Source organism: Elioraea sp. (genome assembly GCF_022842375.1).
Lineage (GTDB): Bacteria > Pseudomonadota > Alphaproteobacteria > Acetobacterales > Acetobacteraceae > Elioraea_A.
In genome coordinates, this window is record NZ_JALHPR010000002.1 from 1 (window position 1) to 23,076 (window position 23,076).

The following is a 23,076-nucleotide window of genomic DNA, read 5'->3' on the forward strand; positions in this document are numbered from 1 at the left end:
GCATCGGTGAACGCCACGGTGCGGCCGGCAGCATCGGTGTGCCGGCCTGACCGGAACACCTCGATGGGTGCCGTGGTGGGATCGGTGTTGCGGTTCGTCGTCATCGGGGGCACCGTAGGGGTGCTCCCGCGGGCAACTCAGGCTGACGTCTTTCAGCCTGCTACGTGTGCTCGCAGATGCCTGCGTTCCTCGCTAAGTCGCTCAGTTCGAACGCTACTTGCGAGGCGGCTTCTTTGGTTTGTCGAGCTTCGTCAGGTCACGACGGACCTGCTTCAGCTCCTTCTGCACGTCCTTGATGTCATAGGTGATTGGCAGGTCCTCCGGCCTAGTGCTGCTGATGTCGAGGATTGCCTGCCGAACACGGCGGCCTACACCTTCAGCCGCGCGCTCGAGTGGTCGTTGTCCCTTGATGCCTTCCTGCCTGATCTTCTCGTCAGTTTGCGTGATGCGAAACAGGTTCGCGGCGAGCTCCGTCTTGCCCATAAAGTCCAACAGCGACCGTCCCTCGGGCAGCGTTCGCCGCTTGCGAAGCTCGCTGATGTTCATGTTGTAGAGGCCCCGATATCCGGCGTTCTGAAAGAGCTGGTAGCTCTCTACGCCATGTTGATGCGCCGTGTGCGAGAGTGCGCGCTCGCGCTCGCTAACCTCGCCTCGGATCGCGAGCCGTTCGACGCTGTCTGCTTCAACCGCTGCGAGGCGCCAAGCTTCTGCGAGCACCGCGAACCACGTTTGCGCTTGCGCTACCGCCTTCTTGCTCGGATCCGCATTCATCACAGTGAGGTAGCAAGCGAAGCGAGACAGCCGCCAATCCTTCGTTCCGTCCTCGCCGATCACTGTGTCGAAGTTCTCGACGACAGGCACATCGAGACGAAGCAGCGCCTGCGAAGCACGTTCAATTGCTTTCTTCAGGCTGTGAGCACCAGGTAGCCCCAGAGCTTGTGCCAAGTCAGACGCAAGCCAATAGCGGAACCCGTTCTCTCGCGCGAACGCTTCAAAGTTTGGACGTGTGTTGTCGAAGTGAAAGAGGTCAGGAAGCTCGTCAGCCATGGCACTTTCTCCAGTTTTGCGCAGCCTAGCACCCCGGCGAGGCCAGGCCACCCGTGGGTGCAGCCGACGGTGACGAAAAACATCGACGCTAATACCCGGTCTGAAAGCCGCTGAAGGGGGTCTAGGCCCTGGGTGGTAGCTCGGGGCCAGAAACCGCCACAGGCCACTGTATGGGCTTCCTACGGCCTCGCCGCCTGCGAGCGTGCATGATGGGGCAGCATCGAGTATCGTTCGCAGGTGGCCGGCAACGCCGAGACGGTAGGCGTCGGGCGCTCCCGCAAGGGACTGTCCGAGAGGTAGCGGGGACCGCACTACCCCGGCCACCGCACTCACAGAGACCCGGAGATCACCCGATACCGGTTCGTGTCCGTCAGGACGCGCAGCTCGACCAGGCCGGCCGTCACCACACCTGAGCCGTCGACGAGGCGCCGAGTGCCCCGCTCCTGCCGGCGGCGCGTCAGGCCGCTGCGGACCACGATCTTCCCGAGCCGCGCATCCTCCGGGCGGCCGGGAGTGAACACGAACAGCAGCTCGCCTCCCTCCAGGTCGAGCAGAACCGCGTCGGGCTGGTCGATCAGATCCGGCAGCCGGAGGACCATCGCCTGCGAGATGGCCTGGCCACGCTCGGCCTTGGTCGACCTCACGAGGTGGATCAGCTCCTCGTCCCGGATCCAGATCGCTGCCGTCGCCGGCGGCCGCCCGGCGGCTGTGACCGCAGCGATCTCGGGCTGCTTCAGCGCGGCCAGCACCCGAAGCTCGCCGCGCGCCTGGCCGCGCTGGAGCGTGGCGGCCGCCCACAACATGAAGTCAGCCGCAGCGGCCGCACGAACATCAGCGCCCCACCTGGCGGCAGAGGCCGCGCCGAGATCTGCATCGACCTGCAGCAGCGCGTCGTGCAGGCGCCGCGCTGCATCGCGCGCCCTGGAGCCGATGGCTGCCGCATCTGCCAGCGAGGTTGCAGCCAGGCCCGCCGGCGGCGTGATGTCCTGAGGTGTGAGCGGCGCTGACCAGCCCGGCAGTGGCCCACCACCACGCGCTGCTCGTTCGGCCTTGCCGACGTTGTGTGCCCAGCCCTCATCGATCCCAGGCGGCAGCTCTACGATCCTGTTGCCGTCGCGGCCGCGGATCGACCGCGGCGCCGTCCCGCTCGGTGGAGCGGGATCGGTGATGGTGAAGCCGAACCGCGTGAGGTCACGCTGCGAGAGGCTCTGCACCGTGCAGCGGCAGCCCCAGCCGTTCGGTGGGAAGTGCGTATCCCAGAAGGGGTGATCGACCGGCAGCACCGTGCCGTGCCAGGCGCGATGCTGCGGCCGCGTGCGGTTGTCGAGCACTGCGACATAGCGGACGTAGGGCCGCGCGCTCTTCAGCCGTTCGATCTGCGCCCACTTGCCCGCCGCATAGGCCGTGCGGAGGTTCGTCTCGAAGATCACGCGCGACCTCCAACCGAACTTGCCGCGCAGCTCCAGGCCAGTGCGCGCCATGATGTCGCGCAGCTCGCGGCGGAAATCGTCAAGCGTCGTGCCGTTGGTGATCGCGCCGTCGATCGCCGAGCGGATTGCCTGCAGCGCCTCCATATTCCGCACGCCGGCGACGGCGAAGGATGTCGTGTAGGCCTCGGCCGAGAGGTCACGCCAGCCATCGGTGCCGATGTTCAGCTTGTCGCGGAAGAACCTGATCGCCTCATCGAACGGTACCGCGCCTGGCTGTGGAGCGATCGCCATGCATCACACCTGGTCAGCGATATCGGATCGACCGGATAGGCCAGCCACGAGCAGGGCCTGTGCCATCAGCTGCGCCAGGCGATCGTCGGAGATCTCCGGCACGAGCGCGACCAGGCCATCAGCGACGTCCTGCAGCGTGGTGGCCCGCGCGACGAGCGCGTCGATCGCAGCCATCAGAGGATCCGACCCGGTGCTGAGCATCGTGCCGAGCTGGTCGGTCAGATCGTCAGCGGTATCGCGATCGGCCCCTTCGGCCGGCAGCGTCGATCGCTGGCGGGCAGCACGGCCCGCCTCGGCGAAGAGGCGCGCCAGGTCATTGTCCTGGCCAGGCGCCGGCGGCGCGGCTTCAACCCGCGGCTCCCAGCCCTCACCATAGGTCTCGGTCACATAGTCGAGCGTTGGCCTGAACCCGAGCGCATAGACCTTGGTGTCGCGCTCTGCCTGCGCAGCCAGGTCCTTCGGCTCCGACACGTCCCACCACAGGCGCGGCATCGGCGCGCCTGGCATGTTCACGTCGACGATCCAGCGCACCAGGCTGTCATTCAGCGTCTGCGACAACAGGTCCGCGTCGGCCTTCGTGATCTCAAGCCGAACCTCGTTCTGCACATCGCCGAGCGCTCGGGATCCACCGGTGCCGTTGCTCGTGGTCAGCGTCTCGCCGAGCACGACCTTGCTGATGGCCTCGTCCATATAGCGGGCGAGCTTCTCGTAGCTGTCGAAGGAGCCGCTGCGCTTCGCCTCGATCAGCTCGATCACCATGCCTTCGGGCACGGTCACGCCCGCATCGGTGGCGATCGCCTGCAGCGCCTCGAGGAGCTTCTGTTGTTCGCTCTCAGGCGTGCCGGAGGGATACTTGCCGAGAGCGGTGGGCTGGCCGAACTTCTCCAGCCCACCGAGCCAGAAAGCGACGCCCTGCCGCTTGAAGAACACCGGCCAGAACAGGCTGTGGCCGAGGCCGAGGCCCCAGGGGTTATCGTAGCGTCCGCCGAAGCGGTGAACGATCATCTTCCGTGCTGGCAGCCTGATGCCATCGAGCGGCGAGCTGCGCGTCAGCATGCGCAGTGAGGGCTGGAGCACGCCTGCGGCGTCGACCTCAGCGACGAAGGTGAAGCGGCGCGGGTCTCGGTGCTTCAGCGCCGCCGGCAGGATGCCCTGCGACGTTGCTGCCCAGATCACCTCGACGATCGAGACGCCCTTCATCACAGCGTCAAGCAGGTCATGCACCAGGCGCTCGAGGCCACGGTTGCCGAAGGCACGCGAGACCAGCTCGGCCGCGGCCGCGGCTCGGGCATCATCATCCGCACCAGGCTCGACTTCCCAGCGACGCCCGATCAGCGCGAGGCGCCGCTTCTGCAGCACGGTCGCGACCTGGTCATCACGCTCCAGCTCGTCGTAGAGCCAGAGCCCCTTGCCCGCACCACGGCTGGTGAGTGTCGCGTCCTCATGGGCGATGCGATTGCCGAACAGCATGCGGTTTGGATCTGTCGCGATCGTCGCGATCTCGTTCCGCAGTTCGGTGGGAAGGCGCGCCATCGTCAGCCTCCGATGAAGTCCTGCAGCCCACTGGCCATGCGCTGCTTGCCTGTCGTCTGATGCTCCATCGGCACGACGTCGCTTCGCGATGCCGCGTAGGCCAGCGCCAAGGCAATCGCGCTGTCACCGTGCCGCGTCTTGCCCTTGGCGCCAGTCCGAAGGTCAGGGACACGCGCGATGCCGCGCACGAGGCGGACCAGGCGAAGATCGTCGACGATCTCACGATCCCGCGGCACCACGACCAGATCGTCCTCGAACGCTGCCTTCAGCGGCGGCATGTGCTCGCGGTACCAAGCCTCGGAGAAGGTCACCATCTCGATGCGGGCGGGGCCGAACGTCTTCATGGTGTTCTCGGCCGTGGTGAACCCCTGGCCGCCGGCATCCATCTTCCCGCTGCGGAAGCGCGGCAGACGCTCAATCACGTACCTGAGGATCCACTCCTGCTCCTCAGAGGGCACGTTGCGCAGCTCGATCACGAAGGGCGTGCGTCGCTTCAGGTTCGTCTCGATCGCGAGGGGCCAGAGCACCGAGAGGTCGTGGTAGCGGCCGAAGTCCCAGCCCAAGCAATGGGGCGTGCCCGCGTCGAGCTTCTCTAGCTCAGGCAGCAGACGCGCGATGCACCAGGCCAGCACCTCGATCCGCCGCTGCGTCTCGGGCAGCAGCACGAAGTCCTTCGCGCACTCCCAGCGCAGCACCGGGATGTCGGAGGCCGAGCGCGCCTCGATGAGCGCTGCCGAGAGCCAGGTGCCGCTGCCAGACGAAGGAATGCAGAACAGCTCCTCGTCAGCGGCGGAGCCGTAGAAGGCGATGATGCTATCTCGCCACGCCTGCTCGCCCTCCGCCGTCCAGCTCTCGCCCTTCACCATGCAGATGCGCTGGTACAGGCCGTCGGCCAACGCGTCGTCGAAGGTGCAGCGGAGAAGGTGGTACGGCTTGCGGCCCGCGCGGATATCGTTGACGAGCACGTTGAACGGGTTCGCGTCACCATCGTGCGTCGAGATGATGAGGACGCGGCCGCCCCAGATCAGCAGCGCGAACGCCGCCTTGAGCAGCTCGTCGAGATCGTCATGGAACGCCGCCTCGTCGATGATCACCAGGCCCTGCATGCCGCGCAACGCCCGCGGCACGGACGGCAGCGCCACCACCTTGTGGCCGGAGGCGAACTCGATCCGGAACGCCTTGATCTCGCGCTCAGGGCTCTCAGGATCGGTGAACAGGAACTCAGCGACTTCGACAGCGGCCGGCGACAGCTGGCGCGCCCAGTCCGCGACGTAGTCGATGAACTCGCGGGCCATCTCCAGGTTGTAGCCCATGTAGAGCACATCCTGGCCGCCTGCAGATCGCGTCGCACCGGCAGTCAGCGCTGCGATGGCACCCGCAGCCCACGAGTAGCCTGTGCGCCGGCTCTTCTCGACGACGGTGACGGCATGCGCCGACACCGCCGCCATCAGCTCCTGCTGGTAGCGGAGGAAGACGGGCGGAAGCGCGCCCTGCTGCAACACGGGTCAGAACGTCTCCGGCTTCGCGATCGAGCGCACAAGGCACATGAAGCCCTTCTGAAGATCGGTGCGCGCCTCCGCCAACCAGCGAGGGTCAGGTGACAGGAGGACAGCCGAGCTGCCCTCCTCAAGCGGCACGCAGAAGTTCTTCACACGCTCAACGAGCTCGCGCGTCGCCTCGGCGTGCGCCTTGATCTCGTTGATCAGCGCGACCTCCTCCGCAGCGAAGGAGCGGTAGCCGGTGATCTGCGGTGGTTCGTGCGATACGCCAGGGTCAGTCGCGAAGTCGCGCAGCAGCTGGGCGATGGCCACACGAGGCTGACTGCCCTCTCCGAGTTCCAAGTCCGCCGGCAGCTCCAGGAAGTCAGCCCACTCCGCGGCCTTCCGAAGTCGGTCGTTCTGGTTCACGCGCACAGATCCTTTTCGGTGGTGATGACATGCCGATGCAGGTCACGCATGTCGTAGAAGGCGAGGAAGTCTGAGAGCCGGCGCTGGCGAACGCCGTCGATCGACTGGCGCATCCAGGTGCCGAGGACCTGGCTGAACTGCGCGGCATCGCTCCCGGAAGCCTGGACCGCCGCTTCATCCATGACCGACGACGTCCGGACCGTGGCTCAGGCGCCGTGCCGTTTGCGCGGCCGCGACCAGCGCCTGTGCCATGTCGAGAGCCTGGTCTGCAGACATCAGAGCCGAAACCGGCTGTCCGGCCTGTGGCGTGATCAGCACCTTCACGCCTTCTCGAGAGACCAACACGCTCAAGCCGCCGACCTGATCGCCACTCACGCCGCGACCCCGAAGATGCGCGCCTTGATCGTGTCGACCGTGTCGGCCGAGAGGCCCTTCTCGCGCCCCAGGGCTTCGACTGCCTCAACCGCCGCATCAGCACGCTGCTTCGTCTCAGCGCGCAGCCGCGCCTCGATCTGCGCCTTCACCTGGTCGACGCCGACGAGATCCTTCACCGCGCGGGCGAGGTAGTGGATGTCCTTCGGATCGGCGGATGTCTTGTCGGCCATGCTGGTGAAAGCGAGCGTCTTCAGCATCTCGGCCAGCAGCCTGCCGACGTCGCCATCAGGATCCGCTTGGAACTGCGACACCCAGCGGCCCGCGACCTCCTGCGCCTCGCGGTAACGCGCCAGGCTGTCCTCGAAGTCCTTGCGATATCGGCCCACCGCACTACGGCTTGCCGTACCGCCGTGAGCCGCGATCAGCGCGACGAGCTCGTCGATCGTCGCACGGCCTTCCCTGATCGCCGCGTCGACCGCCTCGCGAATGCGGGGGTCGAGCTTCGCGACTGTGCTGCGGCTCCGGGGCATCAGGTCAGGTTCCCGGCCTGCGGCGCTTCACGCCCGGCACGGTGGCTCGTCCGAGGGCCACATCGCCGCCGCGCTCCGTCAGCGTCGCGACCACGAGGCCTGCCGTGTCTCGCGTCGTCACAAGCCCCTGCTCGGCGAGCCAGGCGAGGTCAACGCGCACCTGGTCGGACGATGCCATGTGGCCAAAGCCGTCGAGCGCGCTCTGAAGCAGTGCCTCGTTGGCCGTCGCACCTGGCGCTCCCTCGATCAGGATCAGCAGCGACAGGCGACGATCGGCGGCGACGGCTTCGGTGTAGCTGCTCACGACCCGCTCCGCTTCATGTACTCGTCGATCAGCTCGACCTTGCGCATGTGCGACGTCAGCAGATCGCGCGTGCCGACAAGCTGAGCGTTGGCCACCTTAACGTCGCCGCGCAGGGCCTCGATCGACAGGCTGATCGATGTGATCTGATCGGCCGTGGGCAGCGTGTCCAGGCGGGCTTCTATTGCCACTACGCGCTGGTCCACGTGCCGAACCTGGTCAGCAACCGCGCTGACCTGCTGCACGCTCGCGCGCCCCTCAAGCATCTTCTGCACCTGCGTACGGAAGGCCCAGCCAGCGACGGCGATGAAGAGGCTAACGGCCAAGGCGAAGAGGCCCTGGAACTTCTGGAGGATCTCGAACATCACCGGCGCACCGTGAGCGGCTTGCCGGCATCGGTCGCGAGTTCATCCATGCGCGCTGCGGCCACAAGCATCTCGCGATGTGCCTCCTGCACCCTGTTCCAAGCCTTGCCGACGCTGTGATGCAGACTGACGAGAACGATGCCCCCGGCCAGCACCGCCCCCTCCTGGCCCGCGACATCGGAGACGAGGTCAGCTGCCTTCAGCTGCTGCACGGCCATCGCAAGCGCATCGAGAGCGCCAGCTCGGGCGGCGCGCGCGTCATTGAAGTCAGAAGCCGCGCGCTGCCACGCGGCTTCCGCCGTCATGGCAGCGCTGTCTGTCGCCGGCACGGGTCAGCCCGCGTCGGGAGGCGTAGTGTTCGCCGGGCTTGTCGGCGAGTTGGGCGTGCCGTCGAGCGGCGCGTCGCCGGTGACCTGTGGACCTGGGATGTAGGGCTTGGCGCCGGGCGCCGGCGTGCCCGCGGGACGCTGCTCGGCGCCGGTGCCGATCGAGGCGTCGCCGCCGGACGGCAGATCATCACCCGAGACGGGCTTGGTGGTGTTCATGGAGACCTCCTGCGTGGGTGCTTGCGCATCAGCGGTATGGGAGGCACCATGACGACGGACCGACGGACCGATTAGGCTGAAGCGAGTCAGCCCGTTGTGGCTGCGTCCGGTTCTGGTGTGGAAAGCAACGACACCGCAGCTATGGAACAGCGTCCTATGGTAGGATCGCTGTCATGGAACACCCGCCGCTCGTCCTGATCGAATGGGAAGACAGCCGGCAGCCGCTCTCCGGGTGGCTGCGGGTGACCGATTACAGCCCGAACGATGCCTGCGTGTGCCTGTCAGTAGGCTTCCTGCTGCATGATGGGACGGACACCAAGGCTCTGGCGCCGAATGTCGCTGATCTCGGCGACGAGCAGGATATGCAGGCGTCGGGAATCATCCATATCCCGACGCGCTGCATCCGCCGAATTGCCCCGCTCGAGTTGAACGGGGGCGCCGTGACTACTTTCCCTTGCCCTTCGGCTTGTTCGACGCCTGAGTGAGCGCCGAGGCAGCGACGGACTTCGCTGCCTTTGACGTCGAGCTGCTCGACAACTGCTTCGACGCCAGGGTGGCAACGCGGGGGGATGTCGTTTCGTTCTTGCCTTTCGGCATAATCAGCTCCTGCGGCTGGGATGTTGCACTCGGCACACGATACCGATTGGCCTGGTCGAGTCGCTACACCGATCGCAGGAGCTCGAGGACTGGCTGGATCGGCTAACTTGGCCGCTCGGACCCGCGCCGCAGGGCGCAAGATGCTATGGCTTGCGGGTCATGTCGGCGCGCTGCAGATCGAGCCCGAAGGCACTCAGCCCGCGTGGCGAAGGCCCGCTGCTCCGCGACAGAGCAGAACCCGGACGGACCGGGGTGAGTGCACAGCCAGATGGTTAGCAGCCAGGTCACGCCGTGTAGCCGCAGGCGGCGAGATCCTCGCGAAAGAACTGCACTGGCGCTTTCGGCTTGCCCCAGATGCTGCCCGGGATCCTTAGGCGCGCGATCGAATTCTCGGGCTCAGAAGCAGTCACCTCCGTCTCGGCTATTGGCTGGCGGCTAATGCTAGTCTCGAAAAACATCGTGATGGTCGCACGCTGCTCCCGTGGTCGATCTAGTTTCACAACCTGCATACGACGCATCTGAACGTCAGCGAGGCACGTCGCCACGACGTCATAGGGCGCTGCCAACCGGACTTCATCTGCCGGCTCGAGCGTTCGGATATCGTCAACGGTGCTCGCGCACCCCGCCAGCAGTAGCCCGGCTACAATGGTCGCTGCGATCCTCATCCTGCTCTCCTGTCGTTGAACAATTCGCGCTGGCGATCATCGCGCAGCTTCGCCTTCACCGCATGCACTGTTCGCACGTGGAGCCCCGTCGCGGCCGCGATCTCATTCACCGTCCGCCCCGCGGCCGTCATCTCGGCGACCATGCGACGCCGAAGGCGGGCGTCGTCGCGTGGGCCCTTCGGGACGACGATCCGCTCCAGCTTGTCGTGCCGCTCGATCAGGAACCGCAGCACCTTCACGCCGAGCTGGCGCGCGATCGGATGATCGGGATCCGCCTCCGAGGGGAGCCGGACATACTGCCCGCCCCAGCCGCGCGCCAGCGTCAGTGCGACATCCTCGCCAAACGCGTCGGCGACGTCGCGCAGCAGCGCGGGGAGCCAGAGGCGTTCGGGTGGGCGCATCAGTCGAACACGACGGCGCCGACGCGCCGCGCCCAGCCCTTGAGCGCCTCGACGACCCGCACCTTCGCAGGCCCATCAGCCCAGCGAAGGCTGTCGATGCCGGTCTGCCGCTTTACGAACGCGTCCAGCGACTGCTCGGATGGGTTCTCGATCGCGCCGGCATCGGCAAGCGCGAGCCACAGCGCGCGGATCTTCTTCGAGAGCGGATCTGACGGCAGGCTGCGCTGCCCGGCACCCTTTCCTGGCGTGCGCGGTGCGCCGCGCTTGTGCAGGGCATCGAGCACGCGGCCGAGCTCGCGGCCGTCCATCGCGCGCAGGCTCGCCTTGCCCGTCGTTGCCTCCAGGAAGCCGCGCCAGGCGACGTCATCATCGAGCCCAGCGACGCGCTTGCGGCAGGCGTGGATCGCGCCCGCGAGGCGGGCGGGAATGCTCACGGCTGCACCTGGTCGACCACGTCGACGGTCTGGACGCCCAAGGCGCGCGCGAGAGGGCCGCGGTAGTGCTGCCGCACCCAGTCTGCCCGGAAGCGGGTTCCAGCCACCAGAAGCGCGCTGCGGCCTTCGGTGAGGGAGACGACGCTCAGCGGCGCGATCCAGCTCCGGAACTCTGCGGCGCTGATGCCCCGTGCCTGGAAGGCTGGCCACCATGGATGGTTCACCTGATCTAACTCTGAAATTGACGCGTCAGATGCCGTCACAGTGGTGAACGGAGCGTAATCGAGGAACCGACTCTGCCGCAGCCACGTGGCGAGGTGCGGCACGTACATCGGGTCGATCTTCATCGTGCGGATCTCGGCGGCGAAGGCCTCGCCGGCCTCGGCGATCCGCGCCGGATCGTGCTCGCGACACACGAGGCGGAACGCGGCCTCGGCGTGAGCACGGGGGTTCGGGCGGCGCGGCGGATAGGCAGCCCATAGACGATCGAAGCCGGCCTTAAGCGGCCCCTTCAGCTGCCCTGAAGCGCCGAACAGGGGGATCTGGCGCGCCATCAGATGTGCCTCTCGCAGTCGGGGCAGCGCGAGCCCGCGCGCAGTGCCGAGGCCGGGCCTTGCCAGCCGCATGCGCACTGGAGCTGCGGCTCGATCGGCGTCATTGCCGCGATCCATTCGGCGCGGTGGGCGTGAAGCGAGCAGCGGAGCAGCGCGAGCGCAGGGGTGCTCGCCAGCGCCTCGAACCACAGCAGCGCAGGGTCGCCTTCGCGGCGCCGGTTATGGCACCAGGCTTGCGCGTTCCCGCCGCGCTGGCCGGCAGACCAATCCCATCCGTGCGGCACCACCTGGCGCGCGCAGTCGATCCTCTTCGACGCGCGCGGCAGCGGCAGCGGCGTGCGGGACAGAGGGCTGAGTGCGGTCCAGGCCTGGCGCAGCTCGCAGCCCTGCCGCGTGACACGCCAGCCCAGAGCCGCGAATACACGTGCGTCGAGCTCGCGCGACGCCGCTGCGCCTTCCTCAAGCTCAACGATCACGCGCTCGATCTCGCCGAGGCTCGGGCGGATGCGCAGCGGGACGGTGGCGAACGCGGTCATGCCTGGCCGTCCGGCACGAGGATGAACTGCGTGAGGTCGAGCATCCTGCGACGGTTGTTCACCAGCCGGATGTCATGATCGGTCAGCGGACCCATCGCGTTGATGCGCACGCCGTGATCCAGACCCCAGCGTCGGATCGTCGCCTGATCGGCGCGTCCACCCGGCATCGCCGGTGGAACTGGAAGAGGAGGTGCGGGATTGGGAGCCTTGGCCGGAATGCTCACCTGCGCGGTGGTCTGCGAGGTGCCGGGGCCAGCGTTGATCCTGCTCGGCGGACTGGCGGCCGCCGGCTCGGACAGGTTCCCTTGGTATGCTGCGACGTCCCGCGGCGAGGCGTCGACGCCGGAGCGTGACCCCTCTGCGCCACCCGGAAATGCCCCGGTGTGCTTGGTGCGCGGTGCCGGTGGCCGATACTGTGCCTTCAACGGCACGATCGGCGCAGCAGGCCCCGCGATCTCTTTGACAGGGCGGGCCGCGACAGCGGGCATCGGCTGTGCGGCGAGCAACCGCGCAACCTCCCGCCTGATCTCGCGGCGCAGGATCGCCCTGCTGATCATTTCGGCGTCGCTCGCACGATCGCCAGCGCGACGACGCGAAGCTCGAGCGGCAACGTCAGCAGCATGCGGCGGATCTGCCGAAGCCGACGCCGGCGCTGCCATGCCCTGAACGACATCACGCGCCACCGCCTGACAGCGGCAGGGCGACCGGCTGGACGAAGAAGTCCTCGCCGACGCTGCCGACAGTGACGCCGGGCACCTTCGCGGCGACTTCCGGCTCGGCGAGGAGGGCCTGCTTGTCGATCTCCTCCTTCGTGCGGATGAAGCGCGCGAGGCCGAGGGACTTCAGCGTCTCCATCACCGCGCCGATGCTTGCGATGCGCACGCTCGGTGGCCGCAGGCGCCAGCCGATCTCGCCAGCCGACATGGCGACAGTCTTCCGGCCGCCCGCGCACAACGCCTCGCGGTTCGCCTCGGCCCACACCTGCAGGCCCTTCGTCATCGCCGCGATCGCCGCATCGATCGGTGCGGCCTCGGCTTCAGCCTTCGCCTTCAGAGCGGCGACCTGCTCATCCAGCGCGGCCTGCACCAGCTCGGCCGATCGCACGAGATCGCCGATCTGCTTGAGCCACTCGTTGGCCTCATTCGCGTCGCGCGGCACCGGCACGTCGACCGCGCGAGACTTCATGCGCTTGCTCACAACCCCTCCTTCCCCCGCGCTGCGGCGAGGCTGATGTGGTTCTTGATCCGGTCTCGGAACTTCGCGATCGCGGCCGCCGGCGTCTCGCCAGCAGCGATCGGCAGCAGGTACGTCTCCCTGTCGTCAGAGACCTTCGCGTGCCGGGTGAGCGCAGCGCTGAGGGTGAAGAGATCGCCGTGCTGCACGATCAGCTGCGCGCCGGCGGGCATGTGCCAGCCGAGGCGTATGACGCCGTTCGGCATGCAGTAGGCGAAAGCCATCAGAGCGCTCCCTTCAGTGTCGCCAGGACGGCTTCCATGGCCTCGATTTCCGCCTGCGCCTTGGTTGGCTTCATGCGGCCGTCCTGTACCCATCGTGGGTAGACGCGGCGGCGCATCTCGATCTCGCGCGTGACGCACGCGATCTGCTCAGCGATCGGGACGACGCGACGTCCGAAATCGAGGCCGGCCGCATCGCCGCCTGCGAGTGGCTCCGGCATCAGCGCGCCTCCTTGCGGGCCGCGACTTCGCGGTCGATGTGCTTCGTCACGCGCTCGCGGAACTGCTGGAGCGCCGCCATCGCCTCGGCTTTCGATGCCGCCTCGGGAACTCCGGGAACGAGCCACGTCCGACCGTCGTAGGCGAGCCGCGCAAGGCTCTCGATCGCACGCCTCAGCAAGGCACCAGGGCCGGCGATGATGAAGTGGCTGGGCAAGGGGCGCCGCGCGCCGACCGCCAGCTCGCCCTTCGCGTCACACCACATCTCCGCCATCAGCATGCTCCCGTCGTTGCAAGGATGAAGGGGGCGAGGTCGAGCAGCCGCCGTCGGTTGTTCACCAGCGCCATGTCGATCTCGGTGAGCGGCCCAACCGCGTTGATCCGCACGCCGTGGTCCATCCCCCAGCGTCGGACCGTCGCCTGATCGGCCACGCCGCCGCGCCACGCGTCGACTTGCGCGGCGACTGGTGCTGGTTTCGATGCGGCCTCTCTCACCTGCTGATCAGCCAGGCTCAGGACCTGCGCTTCGATCCCCGCGACGCGCGTTGCGAATGAGGGCTCGGCTGCGATCCGCTCGCGCACGCGCTCCACACCGTGCATCACCGTCGTGTGGTCGCGGTGCATGGCCCGGGCGATCTGAGGGAAGCTCTGCAGCGTGCAATGCCGAGCGAGGAACATAGCGACCTGGCGCGGCTCCATGATCCCGTCGCCACGTCGCTTGCCGAGAACATCGAGCGGAGAGACGCCGTAGGCCTCGCTGACCACGCGAACCACGTGCGCGATGGTGACGATGCGGACGTGAAGCCCTGAGCCCTGACGATCACTCATCGCCGCCGCCGCCTCGTGCGTGCACGCGCGTAGCACGCGGCGTGCCATCTCCCTGAGCGCGGCCGAGAACCTCGAGAACCCGCTCCATCTCGGCCGTCTTCTCGTCGGCCTTCTCGGGATCCTTGCGGTACTTGAGGGCACCGCGCAGCGCGTCGGGCGGGAAGCCCAGGCGCTTGGCTTCCTTGTAGGCGTCGCTCTTCTCGGCATTCAGGCCCGAAATCTCTTCATCGAGCTGCTCGATGCGCGATGCGAGGCCGCGCAACGCCTTCTCCGCGTTCGCGGCGCTGTTGTGACCAGGGCCGGGTTTGCTCACAGCGCACCTCCGCTGCGGAGCCGACGCAGCGCCTCGAGGTCGACCACACCATCCGGAACGACTTGCCGCCGGGCCCCGATCGGGACGACCTGGCGCTCGAGGTGGCGGACGTCTTCCACCAGATCGCGGGCGATCGCTTCGATCGTGCGGAAGGCCTGGTCGACGTCCTTCACGCCGCGCTCGCGGTACGACCTGCACCAGGACGCGAGGTGCAAGAGCTGCTCACTGACCATTCACTGTCTCCTTGGGGAACCGAGATCGAGCGCACCGCCTGCAGGCAGCGAACATCCGGCGGCGGAGCTGGCCGGTGTCCTGGAACGTCTCGGCCTTTCCCTGCCACTCGAGGCAGAGATCCGAGGCGAGCTCTCCGAGCACAGGGCATGCAACGGTCGCGCGCATCAGCACGCCGCGGACGCGCTGCTCGATGCGGACCGTCTCTGCTGGGTAACGGTTTCGGAGCGCGGCATTGACCGCACTGCCGGAGATGCCGAGCCGCTGCGCTACAGCCGTCTGGCTTGTCGCGTCGCATGCCGTCGCGAGCACATCGATCCAGTCTGGGGTGGCGGCACCCCACGCGGCGCGCGCAGCGTCCTGGTTCCGCGAGCCGCTCATGCTGCGCCTCCCAGTTCCGGCGCTCCGGCATGCCAAGTGATCTGCTTCAGGTTCGGGTCGAAGACTGCCTTCAAGCGCGTGACCTGAGGCGCCTCAGGCCCGGTGTTCTTCACGAACCGGTAGGTCGCCGTCACGCCCTTGCGTCCAGGCTTCGCGGGGACCTGGACGCGGAGATAGCCAGCACGGACCAAGAACTTCACGTAGGTGTCGGCCTCGTGCTCCGAGACGACGCCGCCATCGATGCTTGCCGCGACGGCAAGGTCGCGCGGCGTGAACATCTTCAGCATCTTCATCGTGCGCCAGAGGCGGTCGCGACCGCTGCCGAGCTTCGGCTCGGTGCCGTCACGCAACAGCCGAGGCGGCGTCGGCCCGACGTCTCGCACCAGGACCCACGTGGCGCCGCCTCCGGGTCCCTTGGCATCGCTGCGCGATAGGATGCCGGCCGCCTCGAGCGCGGCCACGTAGCTGCTCACAGTGCGCACGGGCACGTAGCTGACCTGGCCGATCCTGGTGCGCGTCATCGGAGCGCCAGGTGTCTCCGACAGCTTCCTGATCGCGGCCCAGATCGCAGGGCGGCCGGTCATGACCACCTCTGCCGCGCGACGCACGACGGGCTTCACGCCTCGCGCCATCAGCGCGCACCTCGCTTGGAAGCCGACCAGGCGTCATCGCGCGGCTGCACCTGGCCCGTGTAGAGCGGGCGTCCCGCCCACCAGGCGGCGTCGATCGCCGAAGGCTGCTCCGCGCGCGCGGCATCGCGGATCAGGTCCAGGTTGATGCAGACCCGGCGCGCGCCGCCCTTCGCCGCATCGACCACCGCCTCAAGGAGATCGTCTGCGAGCGTGAGACCTGTGCAGTAGAGCCGTGCAAGCTGCCGCGTGTCGTGAAGGTCGACAGGCATCGCGGCGACCCATCGCAGCACCCGGTTATGCACGCGCTCCACCGCGCGGAGCTTGGCTGGGAGCCGCTCCTCGCCGATCAGCGCGATCGCCGCTCCGCTGCTCTCGTGGATGTCGCGGACAATCTCGATCGCGCCGGCAGCCAGCACATGATCGGCCTCGTCGAGGATGAGGGGGCGGCCCGAGGCGAGCAGCGCGTCCGCGATCTGGGACGTCATCTCGTAGACGCGCTGGGCGGGTTCGATGCCCATCTCATGCAGGATCGCGCGGCATAGCGCGCGCTTCGTCCAGGAGCTGCGAGCCTCCACGTAGTGCGCGCGGTGGACGTTCGCGGCATAGGTCGCAGCGAACGTCTTTCCGTAGCCTGACGGGCCGTGGAAGACGACAAGGCCAGGGAGGTGCATCGACCTGGCCGTCGCTGCGGATAGGCCCTCGGCGAAGAGGCTGACGTTGCGAAGCGCCGCGATGGTTGCGGTGCCTGCAGGCTGGAAATCGACAATCTCTGCGGTCATCACGTCTCCGGATCAGCTGGCGTTGGGGGAAGAGGCACGAGGGGTTGCGCGCGAGCGGTAGTGCCCCCGGCGGATGTCGATGCCGCGCGCGAGGGACAGGGCACTCAGGAACTCCGTGGTCGTCTCGTAAGCCTCGAACCAGGCGCGCTCCGTCTCAGGGATCGCTGCGCCGCCGTTCAGGGCGTCCCAGGCCGCCAGGCCGCGCGCGACGCGGGCGTTGCGCTCGGCGCGCGGATCCCGCGCCTCCTCCGCACGCCTCCGCGATGCCAGGGCGACGAGCTGTGCATCTCGCCGCTCGTCTGCTGGGGTGCGCGCCGGCGCCACCGGCGCTTCCTCCGCCCGCGAAGCCCTGCCTGACTGCTCCAGGCCCTCGCTCGCGTGCATCTCTGCTGGGCGGGGGAAGACCAGGACCTTCGGAGCGGCAGCGATGCGCGCGGTGATGATGTCGCGCGCCAGCGTGTCGGGGTCTGGCAGCTCAGTGCGGCGACGGTCGCGTAGCTCGGCGCGATGGTCCTTCAGCCGCTTCTGAGCATGCGCGCGAGCGGCTGCCGCGATCTCGTCGCGCGACACGCCGGTGCGATCAGGATCCTCGGCGATGCATACGAAGCGGCCGGCATCGTCGAACACGTAGACGCGGCCAGCGTCGGCCGGGTCCTGGCGGCACTCCACCGTCTCGCCGACTAGGTCGCCCAGCTGGGGCGCGATGAAGAGCCCGTTCTCGACCCGGATGCCCTTCTTCGTGACCGTGCGTCGGCCATCGCCGCCAGCCAGGGGTGCCAGGAGTACGTCGAGCGCCCGCTCGTCCGTGATCGTGCGGATGCGGCCAGCCCACTGCGCGGCCCGCAGGGCGGGAGTGGTGCGGAGCGTGCCGTGCGAGCGGCCGTGGTAGCCCTCGGTCCAGTCGTCGCAGAATGCCTGGAAGTCAGCAGCCGACATGCGAAGCTCAACCGCGTCACCGCGGCCGAAAAGCCGCTGCGCGAAGGTCTGCCTGGCACGCAGGGCCTGCGCCTCTGCAACGCTGTGGCCGACGAAGCCCGGCAGCACTTCCACCAGGTCATAGGCGAAGGTCTTGAGCGCGCGTTCGATGAACGGCTTCCGCTCCGGGCTGAACGGCGGAAGGATGTCATGCGTGACGTCGAGCCGCTTCAGCACCTCGGTGATGTGGCGCGAGACATAGGCCGCGCCGTTGTCGGTGCGGACCGTCTCGGGCACACCGAAGGTGAGCAGCGCCCGGCGCATCAGCAGGCTGATGCCGTGGCTCGTCGATGATCGATGCACCTGCAGCATCAACCGGCGCGACCAGACGTCGATCATGCCGATCACGGCGTAGCGCTGACCGTCTGCCAGAATGATGTCGGAGGGCGTGTCGTCGAACTCCCACACCTGGTTGAGGCGGGTGATGCCCTCTGACGCACTCCCGAATGCGGGCCTGAACCTGGCCTTATGGGCATCGGGGTTGACGATCGAGGCGTGCAGGCGACGGTTCTGCTGCTTCCATGCCGCCAGCCAGCGCTGGACCGAGCGCACGCTCGGCGTCGCGTCGTCTCCGAACTTGGCAGCCAGAGACCAGCGGAGCTTCTCGCCGTTGATGTGCGGAAACTCGGCGATGGTCGCTTCAGCGCGGGCCATCATCGCCGGGTTGGCGTCGATCGTGTGCTCGCGCGCCTTGTAGTCCCCGCCGAGGGCGGAAGCGCCGCGAGCATCGAACGTTCGCTCCCAGTCCATCAGGGAACGCACACAGAACGCCGGCAGCGCCGACTTCACCCATTCGGGTGATGCGATCGCACCGGCCTGCCAAGCTTCCGCAAACCGCGCGGCACCGCGTGAGCCGCGCATGCCGGTGGTTTCACGCCACGCCTGCCAGGCACGGACCGCCGTGAGGCGTGCGACCGCGCGACGGTTCGCGGCGTCAGGGAGCTGTGAGAGAGCCTTGAGGTCCTCGCACGCGTCGGCGGTGTCAGCCTTGTCCTGCTGCTCGACAGAGCGGCCGCGAAGCACCTCGGCCAGCCGTGCAGCGATGGCCAGGCGAAGCGCCTGGGGGAAGCTGTGGAGGTTCCAGAAGAGCGTGACACCGCCATTGGCGCGCCGCTCCTCTGCGAGGCAGCCTGCACGCTGAAGCCAGCGCCGCATCGTGAACGCGGTGGACGGGAAGCCTTCAAGGCGGAGGTCTACGAGCTCTGCAGCTGTCCATTCAGTCCGATCGAACTCACCGATCCAGACTGCTTGCCTATCGCTGGCAGCTTGTGCACTTGCAGGTGAATGCTGAGCTTCCATCAGCCCCGCCCCGCCTTGATCCGGACGCGCGGCTTGGGATTGCGGCGAAGCTCTTCCGCGAGCAGGAGCCGGCGCCGAAACTCCGCCTCTACGCCTTTGCCAAATTCGTCTTCGAAGCGCTTCCGATAGCGCCCGACCGCGCTTCGACTAACCTGTCCGCCAACAGCTGAGATCGTACTGACGATGTCGTCGATGGTCGGTTGTGGATCGATGACCAAGAGATCCAGCAAGCGCCGAACATCGGATGTCAGTGTCCTGACTGTTCCCTTGAGCGGCATCAGGCCGCCTCGCGCATGCGCTGCCGCTTGGCGCGCCTCGCCCAGCGCTCAGGCCAGATCTCCTCCGGCCGCATTTCCAACAGCTCGGCCACCACGAGTTCGACGCGAGGCCAGGGCAGGTCGCAAACCTTCCGGGCATTGCCACCACGAAGGCCGGCGTGACGGCTCACGGCCTTCCAACTCAGCCCTTTCTTGTGGAGGGCGTACCGAAGTTCTTCCGCACCCCAGTCCGCGCCGATTGCCGCCAGTGCCGGCCGCATATAGCCTTCCCTCACAAAGTGACCCTGTGAAGGAGTATGCCGTAGATTTACGGCACACGCAACGGCATGGACCGCAAAAATACGGCACACGGCGCTTCTAAGGTTCTCTGGCGTCCAGACGCTGGCTGGAAGGCGCGCATGAAGGAGGTCATTGCGACCATCGGAGGAGTGCGGTCCGCCGCGATAGCTGCCGGCGTGTCAGAGGACCAGGTGGCCGGGTATCGAGACGGCAAATCCAAGCCTGCGCTCCCCGCGATCGTTGGGTTAGCTCGCGCGGCCGATGTCAATCTTCACTGGCTGGCGACTGGGGAGGGCCCCAAAGAGAGCGAGCAGCAGCTCACACGTCAGCTGCTTCCAGGATCAGATATCCTGCTAGTTCCTAGGGTCGCGCTGGAGCTCGCGTCTCTGTCACCCCCGGCACTGAGGCGAACTGGCGAAGTCGTCGCTCTCTCTGCTGATGCAGCTCGTGAGGCGCAGAATTTGGATGTAGCCACTTTGGCAGTGGCCGATGCGCGCGGGCTCAGCCTGGTGCTCCCTGGCGTAGAGCTGGCTGACATCTTCATCGACACAGCTCAAACGGAGGTCCGGCCGGAGGGCTCGATCTTCGTATTTGCGCAGGGCGCGGAGGTGTTCGTGCGGTGGCTACAGCTGGATCCTGACGGTCTTCTTGTTGGCGAGCCAGGCAAGACTTCCGCGCATAGGCTGCTCACGGTGCCAGTTACTGTACTAGGCCGAGTGTTTCGGTTGGCGGGCAGCACCAGCTACGCTTGATCGCAACGATATCGTCGGTTAGGAACACTGTCTCTGTGCCACCTTTTGTGGAGCACAAGGGTAGTCATTAGCGGCTCAGAGCCTTGTCTGAGGCCGGTTTCGTGGAAGGTGGCACAGGTCGCACATGGCGACCGCATTGGGTGCTACCTAGCGACAGCATTTCAACGGTTTAGCGGTGTCTTCTGGGCGTATTCCTGCCGCCATGGGAAGGACCATCTGTCAGCGCTGCGCTACTGCGATACATCTCCCATTGCACGCGAGACCCGGTTTTTTTCGCGCAATCAATGTGTTGTCGTTACGCCCCCGCGCCATCCCGGCGGTGAACGGCCGATCCCACATCCTTTCCAAGGAAGAACCATCTGTCGGGTTACAGTGACCGCCCCTTCCGTGCACCGGCAAAACGCGGCTCTCCGGCGGCCCGCTCTCTCCGAACCTGTTGACCAGCGCGATCGAGTACATCGGACAAAAGGCTGCGAAATCAGTAGCTTGCGGGCGAGCTGATTTGCGGTGTTTCGCAGGTTAGGTTGGATGCCCAAGGTGGCGGCAGCAAACCGCACTTCAGCGCGAGACCTCCGCCCGATTGGCCATAATTGCTGCAACGCAAGCGGCCGCCGCATCCGTGAAGGTTGTGGATGGGCAAGCTAGCGGTCTGACTTCCAGCAGGTGAGGCGGGTCCCCGATCCAGGGGCTGCCCTTCATGATAGCAAGCCAGCCGCTCAAATTCTGCGAGCGCAAGGCCTGCTCGGCAGCAGTGATCTCCTCTTCGCTCGGGTCGCTGTGCCGACCAAGGGACACGTATCGCCCATCGGATGTGACAACTACCCAGCGACACTCACTAGATCGTTCAGGTCCTGACGACATGGACAAACCATGGCTTGCGTGTCGCAGGCCTGGAAGCGATTTCTTCGCGTACCCCAGGAGAGCGCATAGAGTGGGTGGTCCGATCTAGTGTCCAACTATATCGCTGGTAGGATGCCTGAGACGTCCGGAGTTTGGATCACCGGAAACCCTGCGCCCATCCTGTGATCCAGCGCGTCAGAAGTACGCGATGCGTAAGTGGTCGCCGAACCTATCAATGCACTCACAACGCTCTGCATAACAGGCGGACAAACGCCGTTCCCCAGCATCTTTATCTTGTCTCGTCTAGTACCCTGATCGAGGACGTAGTCATCACTAAAGCCCATCGCGCGCTGTAGTTCGTCCACCTGCAGCATTCGCATGCGAGGCTCGCCGCCAATCCATTCGACAAGGCCGAACCGATCAAGGGTTGTCAGAGTGCGAATTGGTCGATCGAGCGGCTGCCAACCCCCTGCTCCATCGCTACTGTAGTAGACGATCAGGAAAGGGATCTCACGTCCAAGCGTCTCGATTGCACGCCTAGCGCGTGCGATAGTCGGTTCTGCCAGACCGCCATCAAACAACGGGCGGGTCTTATAGGTTCCAGTGGGAGCAAGGATGTCGGTGACAGTCCGACGGCGATCTGCCAGCGGTCTGGGACGCTCAGGCGGCTCATCTTTACTGCACATTAGAAAAATTCGACGACGGGTCTGCGGGACACCAAAGTCCTGAGCATCGAGCACATGCTCCGTTACATGCATATGCTCTTTGAGCGCTGCAAGGAAGTTGGTATATCGCTCCCACGAACGCATTTGAATTACATTTTCGATTACCGCCCAGCGCGGACTCAGGTTCCTTATGAACTTGAGTACATGGAACGCAGTTGCCCGGCTTGCTTCATCCTTAACTCGCGCACCGCGCGCTGGCGTGTGGCTGGTGCACTCAGGGGACGCCAGGACAAGGTCGACATGGCCGAGGTCGCCGAGGAGGGCTCTGTCCGATCGGCGGTTTAGACGCGTTTGAACGACCCGCGCGTTGGGGAAGTTACGACGGTAGGTCGCCGCCGCCATGCCCCACGCATCGACGGCCCCCACCATTTCGACACCTGCAGCGCGGGCACCCCAGGAGCTCCCGCCACCACCGCAAAACAGATCAATGCCGCGAATCGCCATCACAGACAATTCGTAACAGGCCGAGCGAAGCAGTGCGAGCCCGAGCGAACGTTCGCGAAAGACCGGGTGTCAGCGCGAACCTTTTAACGCCGTTGTCACCCGAGCCAAACTGCCCTCGGGGTCGCGCGCAAGCTGGTGTTCCCAGATGCGGATGACTCGCCATCCGGATCGCCTGAGGCGCCGAAAGTTTCTGGCGTCTCTGACCCTTGTTGCTTCGATCTTGGCCTCCCAGGCTACCGACAACTTGTCGCGCCACACCGGGAAACGCCAGCCGTGCCAGAAGTCGCCATCGACGAAGACGGCAATTCGCTGATCGCGAAACACAAAGTCAGGCCTGCCAGGCAGGTCTCGGGCATGACTCTCGAAGGTCAGGCCTGCATCGCGGAGCAGGCCGGCGACGATCCGCTCGGGGCCCGTATCGCGCCCCCTAATCTTTGCCATGACGGCGCTGCGCTTCTCCGGGGACATGATATCGCCCCTGTGTCGACGCATGCTGTTGCATTGGGGGGGCCGTACGTGTGTCGACTGCGAGGCGCCCCTATTGGCGACCGGCTGCTTTCTCGGCACCCTCTGCCCCTCCCTGCGGGCTTGAACTTCTAGCCACAGGAGACGACGTTAATCCGCATTAGATTAAACGAGAGGGGTTCTTGTCGCCTTGTCATTTCGTACCGCTTCTCAACACCTAGAGCGAATCGGTCCCGGGGGAACGCGGCTTGAGCGCGTCGCCTAGTCTGGGGACGCTTTTCCGTCTGGCCTTAGCCTCGGGTGTTGTGGCTGCAGTCGTGACGAATCTCAAACGCGGCGCGCCGCTTGACGGTCGCGACGCCCAGGGACGCACGCCACTCATGCTGGCAGCCATGCGCGGTCACGTCGATGTCTGTCGGGTACTGCTGCAGGCTGGCGCTGACACCACCCTCCGTGACCTGAACGGTAATGACGCCGTCGCGCTTGCGCGGGCGAAAGGCCACCTCCAGGTCCTCACTCTTCTGGAGCACCAATGTTGGCCAAGTGCGCCGGCCCCCGCTAAGAGGTATTCAGTTGTCGGGGATGACGGCGAAGGGAAGTCGATCCCTGCTGCCCTTTCCCCGCAAGAGCCGAATGCACAGCAGCATGAGGTCCACACTGCGTCTGGCTTG

At 66.4% G+C, this 23,076-nt stretch carries 35 protein-coding genes and 1 pseudogene; 3 read left to right on the top strand and 33 right to left on the bottom strand.

Going from position 1 to position 23,076, the window contains the following annotated elements:
• Positions 1-213: 213 nt before the first annotated feature.
• From Q0C38_RS01720 to Q0C38_RS01775, 12 genes are all read right to left on the bottom strand, one after another.
• On the bottom strand, positions 214-1,047 hold the full coding sequence (locus Q0C38_RS01720; protein ID WP_291295325.1) for a hypothetical protein: 834 nt from the start codon (positions 1,045-1,047) through the stop codon (positions 214-216).
• A 329-nt stretch (positions 1,048-1,376) separates the two neighbouring features.
• Positions 1,377-2,768, bottom strand: coding sequence for a phage minor head protein (locus Q0C38_RS01725; RefSeq protein WP_291295326.1), 1,392 nt, complete (start codon positions 2,766-2,768; stop codon positions 1,377-1,379).
• Between the two features lie 3 nt (positions 2,769-2,771).
• Positions 2,772-4,301, bottom strand: coding sequence for a DUF935 domain-containing protein (locus Q0C38_RS01730; protein WP_291295327.1), 1,530 nt, complete (start codon positions 4,299-4,301; stop codon positions 2,772-2,774).
• Positions 4,302-4,303: 2 nt separating this feature from the next.
• On the bottom strand, positions 4,304-5,803 hold the full coding sequence (locus Q0C38_RS01735) for a hypothetical protein (protein WP_291295328.1): 1,500 nt from the start codon (positions 5,801-5,803) through the stop codon (positions 4,304-4,306).
• Between the two features lie 3 nt (positions 5,804-5,806).
• Positions 5,807-6,208, bottom strand: a complete 402-nt coding sequence (locus Q0C38_RS01740) for a hypothetical protein (protein ID WP_291295329.1) — start codon at positions 6,206-6,208, stop codon at positions 5,807-5,809.
• Positions 6,205-6,390, bottom strand: a complete 186-nt coding sequence (locus Q0C38_RS01745; RefSeq protein ID WP_291295330.1) for a hypothetical protein — start codon at positions 6,388-6,390, stop codon at positions 6,205-6,207. Before Q0C38_RS01745 ends, Q0C38_RS01740 begins: the two co-directional genes overlap by 4 nt.
• Positions 6,383-6,532 carry a hypothetical protein gene (locus tag Q0C38_RS01750; protein WP_291295331.1) on the bottom strand — a complete coding sequence of 50 codons (150 nt, stop codon included), beginning with the start codon at positions 6,530-6,532 and terminating at the stop codon, positions 6,383-6,385. The genes Q0C38_RS01745 and Q0C38_RS01750 overlap by 8 nt, the downstream gene beginning before the upstream one ends.
• 47 nt (positions 6,533-6,579) lie before the next feature.
• Positions 6,580-7,113 (bottom strand): phage protein Gp27 family protein, encoded by a 534-nt coding sequence (locus Q0C38_RS01755; protein WP_291295332.1) that lies wholly within the window; start codon positions 7,111-7,113, stop codon positions 6,580-6,582.
• A gap of 4 nt (positions 7,114-7,117) precedes the next feature.
• On the bottom strand, positions 7,118-7,417 hold the full coding sequence (locus tag Q0C38_RS01760) for an ArsR family transcriptional regulator (protein WP_291295333.1): 300 nt from the start codon (positions 7,415-7,417) through the stop codon (positions 7,118-7,120).
• On the bottom strand, positions 7,414-7,779 hold the full coding sequence (locus Q0C38_RS01765) for a DUF2730 family protein (RefSeq protein ID WP_291295334.1): 366 nt from the start codon (positions 7,777-7,779) through the stop codon (positions 7,414-7,416). The genes Q0C38_RS01760 and Q0C38_RS01765 overlap by 4 nt, the downstream gene beginning before the upstream one ends.
• Complete coding sequence (locus Q0C38_RS01770; protein ID WP_291295335.1) at positions 7,779-8,084, bottom strand: hypothetical protein; 306 nt, start codon at positions 8,082-8,084, stop codon at positions 7,779-7,781. Before Q0C38_RS01770 ends, Q0C38_RS01765 begins: the two co-directional genes overlap by 1 nt.
• A 27-nt stretch (positions 8,085-8,111) precedes the next feature.
• Positions 8,112-8,324: a hypothetical protein gene (locus tag Q0C38_RS01775; protein ID WP_291295336.1), complete on the bottom strand. Its 213-nt coding sequence runs from the start codon at positions 8,322-8,324 to the stop codon at positions 8,112-8,114.
• A 173-nt stretch (positions 8,325-8,497) separates the two neighbouring features.
• On the opposite strand from Q0C38_RS01775, the gene Q0C38_RS01780 reads away from it, so the two are divergent.
• Positions 8,498-8,809, top strand: coding sequence for a hypothetical protein (locus Q0C38_RS01780; RefSeq protein ID WP_291295337.1), 312 nt, complete (start codon positions 8,498-8,500; stop codon positions 8,807-8,809).
• A gap of 396 nt (positions 8,810-9,205) precedes the next feature.
• On the opposite strand, the gene Q0C38_RS01785 is transcribed toward Q0C38_RS01780, so the two are convergent.
• The 19 genes from Q0C38_RS01785 to Q0C38_RS01875 all read right to left on the bottom strand — a co-directional run bounded on the left by Q0C38_RS01785 (position 9,206) and on the right by Q0C38_RS01875 (position 19,160).
• A complete protein-coding gene (locus Q0C38_RS01785; RefSeq protein WP_291295338.1) occupies positions 9,206-9,586 on the bottom strand; it encodes a hypothetical protein in 381 nt (126 codons plus the stop codon).
• Complete coding sequence (locus Q0C38_RS01790; protein ID WP_291295339.1) at positions 9,583-9,987, bottom strand: hypothetical protein; 405 nt, start codon at positions 9,985-9,987, stop codon at positions 9,583-9,585. The genes Q0C38_RS01785 and Q0C38_RS01790 overlap by 4 nt, the downstream gene beginning before the upstream one ends.
• A complete protein-coding gene (locus Q0C38_RS01795) occupies positions 9,987-10,421 on the bottom strand; it encodes a regulatory protein GemA (protein ID WP_291295340.1) in 435 nt (144 codons plus the stop codon). The genes Q0C38_RS01790 and Q0C38_RS01795 overlap by 1 nt, the downstream gene beginning before the upstream one ends.
• Entirely contained in the window at positions 10,418-10,975 is a 558-nt protein-coding gene (locus Q0C38_RS01800) for a DnaA N-terminal domain-containing protein (protein ID WP_291295341.1), read from the bottom strand. Before Q0C38_RS01800 ends, Q0C38_RS01795 begins: the two co-directional genes overlap by 4 nt.
• Positions 10,975-11,511 (bottom strand): hypothetical protein, encoded by a 537-nt coding sequence (locus Q0C38_RS01805; protein ID WP_291295342.1) that lies wholly within the window; start codon positions 11,509-11,511, stop codon positions 10,975-10,977. Before Q0C38_RS01805 ends, Q0C38_RS01800 begins: the two co-directional genes overlap by 1 nt.
• Complete coding sequence (locus Q0C38_RS01810) at positions 11,508-12,068, bottom strand: hypothetical protein (RefSeq protein ID WP_291295343.1); 561 nt, start codon at positions 12,066-12,068, stop codon at positions 11,508-11,510. Before Q0C38_RS01810 ends, Q0C38_RS01805 begins: the two co-directional genes overlap by 4 nt.
• A 115-nt stretch (positions 12,069-12,183) precedes the next feature.
• Positions 12,184-12,696 carry a host-nuclease inhibitor Gam family protein gene (locus tag Q0C38_RS01815; protein WP_291295344.1) on the bottom strand — a complete coding sequence of 171 codons (513 nt, stop codon included), beginning with the start codon at positions 12,694-12,696 and terminating at the stop codon, positions 12,184-12,186.
• An 8-nt stretch (positions 12,697-12,704) separates the two neighbouring features.
• Positions 12,705-12,968 carry a hypothetical protein gene (locus Q0C38_RS01820; RefSeq protein WP_291295345.1) on the bottom strand — a complete coding sequence of 88 codons (264 nt, stop codon included), beginning with the start codon at positions 12,966-12,968 and terminating at the stop codon, positions 12,705-12,707.
• Positions 12,968-13,186 (bottom strand): hypothetical protein, encoded by a 219-nt coding sequence (locus tag Q0C38_RS01825; RefSeq protein WP_291295346.1) that lies wholly within the window; start codon positions 13,184-13,186, stop codon positions 12,968-12,970. Before Q0C38_RS01825 ends, Q0C38_RS01820 begins: the two co-directional genes overlap by 1 nt.
• Complete coding sequence (locus tag Q0C38_RS01830; RefSeq protein WP_291295347.1) at positions 13,186-13,464, bottom strand: hypothetical protein; 279 nt, start codon at positions 13,462-13,464, stop codon at positions 13,186-13,188. Before Q0C38_RS01830 ends, Q0C38_RS01825 begins: the two co-directional genes overlap by 1 nt.
• Positions 13,458-14,060, bottom strand: coding sequence for a helix-turn-helix domain-containing protein (locus tag Q0C38_RS01835; protein ID WP_366937227.1), 603 nt, complete (start codon positions 14,058-14,060; stop codon positions 13,458-13,460). The genes Q0C38_RS01830 and Q0C38_RS01835 overlap by 7 nt, the downstream gene beginning before the upstream one ends.
• Entirely contained in the window at positions 14,005-14,325 is a 321-nt protein-coding gene (locus tag Q0C38_RS01840; protein ID WP_291295349.1) for a GapR family DNA-binding domain-containing protein, read from the bottom strand. The genes Q0C38_RS01835 and Q0C38_RS01840 overlap by 56 nt, the downstream gene beginning before the upstream one ends.
• Positions 14,322-14,558 carry a hypothetical protein gene (locus Q0C38_RS01845; protein WP_291295350.1) on the bottom strand — a complete coding sequence of 79 codons (237 nt, stop codon included), beginning with the start codon at positions 14,556-14,558 and terminating at the stop codon, positions 14,322-14,324. Before Q0C38_RS01845 ends, Q0C38_RS01840 begins: the two co-directional genes overlap by 4 nt.
• Positions 14,548-14,937 carry a hypothetical protein gene (locus tag Q0C38_RS01850; protein ID WP_291295351.1) on the bottom strand — a complete coding sequence of 130 codons (390 nt, stop codon included), beginning with the start codon at positions 14,935-14,937 and terminating at the stop codon, positions 14,548-14,550. The genes Q0C38_RS01845 and Q0C38_RS01850 overlap by 11 nt, the downstream gene beginning before the upstream one ends.
• On the bottom strand, positions 14,934-15,569 hold the full coding sequence (locus Q0C38_RS01855; RefSeq protein WP_291295352.1) for a hypothetical protein: 636 nt from the start codon (positions 15,567-15,569) through the stop codon (positions 14,934-14,936). Before Q0C38_RS01855 ends, Q0C38_RS01850 begins: the two co-directional genes overlap by 4 nt.
• Entirely contained in the window at positions 15,569-16,348 is a 780-nt protein-coding gene (locus tag Q0C38_RS01860; protein ID WP_291295353.1) for an AAA family ATPase, read from the bottom strand. The genes Q0C38_RS01855 and Q0C38_RS01860 overlap by 1 nt, the downstream gene beginning before the upstream one ends.
• Positions 16,349-16,360: 12 nt before the next feature.
• Complete coding sequence (locus Q0C38_RS01865; protein WP_291295354.1) at positions 16,361-18,478, bottom strand: Mu transposase C-terminal domain-containing protein; 2,118 nt, start codon at positions 18,476-18,478, stop codon at positions 16,361-16,363.
• Between the two features lie 143 nt (positions 18,479-18,621).
• On the bottom strand, positions 18,622-18,900 hold the full coding sequence (locus Q0C38_RS01870; protein WP_291295355.1) for a phage protein Gp27 family protein: 279 nt from the start codon (positions 18,898-18,900) through the stop codon (positions 18,622-18,624).
• Positions 18,900-19,160, bottom strand: a complete 261-nt coding sequence (locus tag Q0C38_RS01875) for a helix-turn-helix domain-containing protein (RefSeq protein WP_291295356.1) — start codon at positions 19,158-19,160, stop codon at positions 18,900-18,902. Before Q0C38_RS01875 ends, Q0C38_RS01870 begins: the two co-directional genes overlap by 1 nt.
• 138 nt (positions 19,161-19,298) lie before the next feature.
• On the opposite strand from Q0C38_RS01875, the gene Q0C38_RS01880 reads away from it, so the two are divergent.
• A complete protein-coding gene (locus tag Q0C38_RS01880) occupies positions 19,299-19,931 on the top strand; it encodes a hypothetical protein (RefSeq protein ID WP_291295357.1) in 633 nt (210 codons plus the stop codon).
• 956 nt (positions 19,932-20,887) lie between these two features.
• On the opposite strand, the gene Q0C38_RS01885 is transcribed toward Q0C38_RS01880, so the two are convergent.
• On the bottom strand, positions 20,888-21,940 hold the full coding sequence (locus Q0C38_RS01885) for a DNA cytosine methyltransferase (protein WP_291295358.1): 1,053 nt from the start codon (positions 21,938-21,940) through the stop codon (positions 20,888-20,890).
• A 69-nt stretch (positions 21,941-22,009) separates the two neighbouring features.
• Entirely contained in the window at positions 22,010-22,408 is a 399-nt protein-coding gene (locus Q0C38_RS01890; RefSeq protein WP_291295359.1) for a very short patch repair endonuclease, read from the bottom strand.
• 314 nt (positions 22,409-22,722) lie between these two features.
• Here Q0C38_RS01890 and Q0C38_RS23235 point away from each other — a divergent pair.
• Positions 22,723-22,869: pseudogene (locus Q0C38_RS23235) on the top strand (ankyrin repeat domain-containing protein); the annotation flags it as partial.
• Between the last annotated feature and the right edge of the window lie 207 nt (positions 22,870-23,076).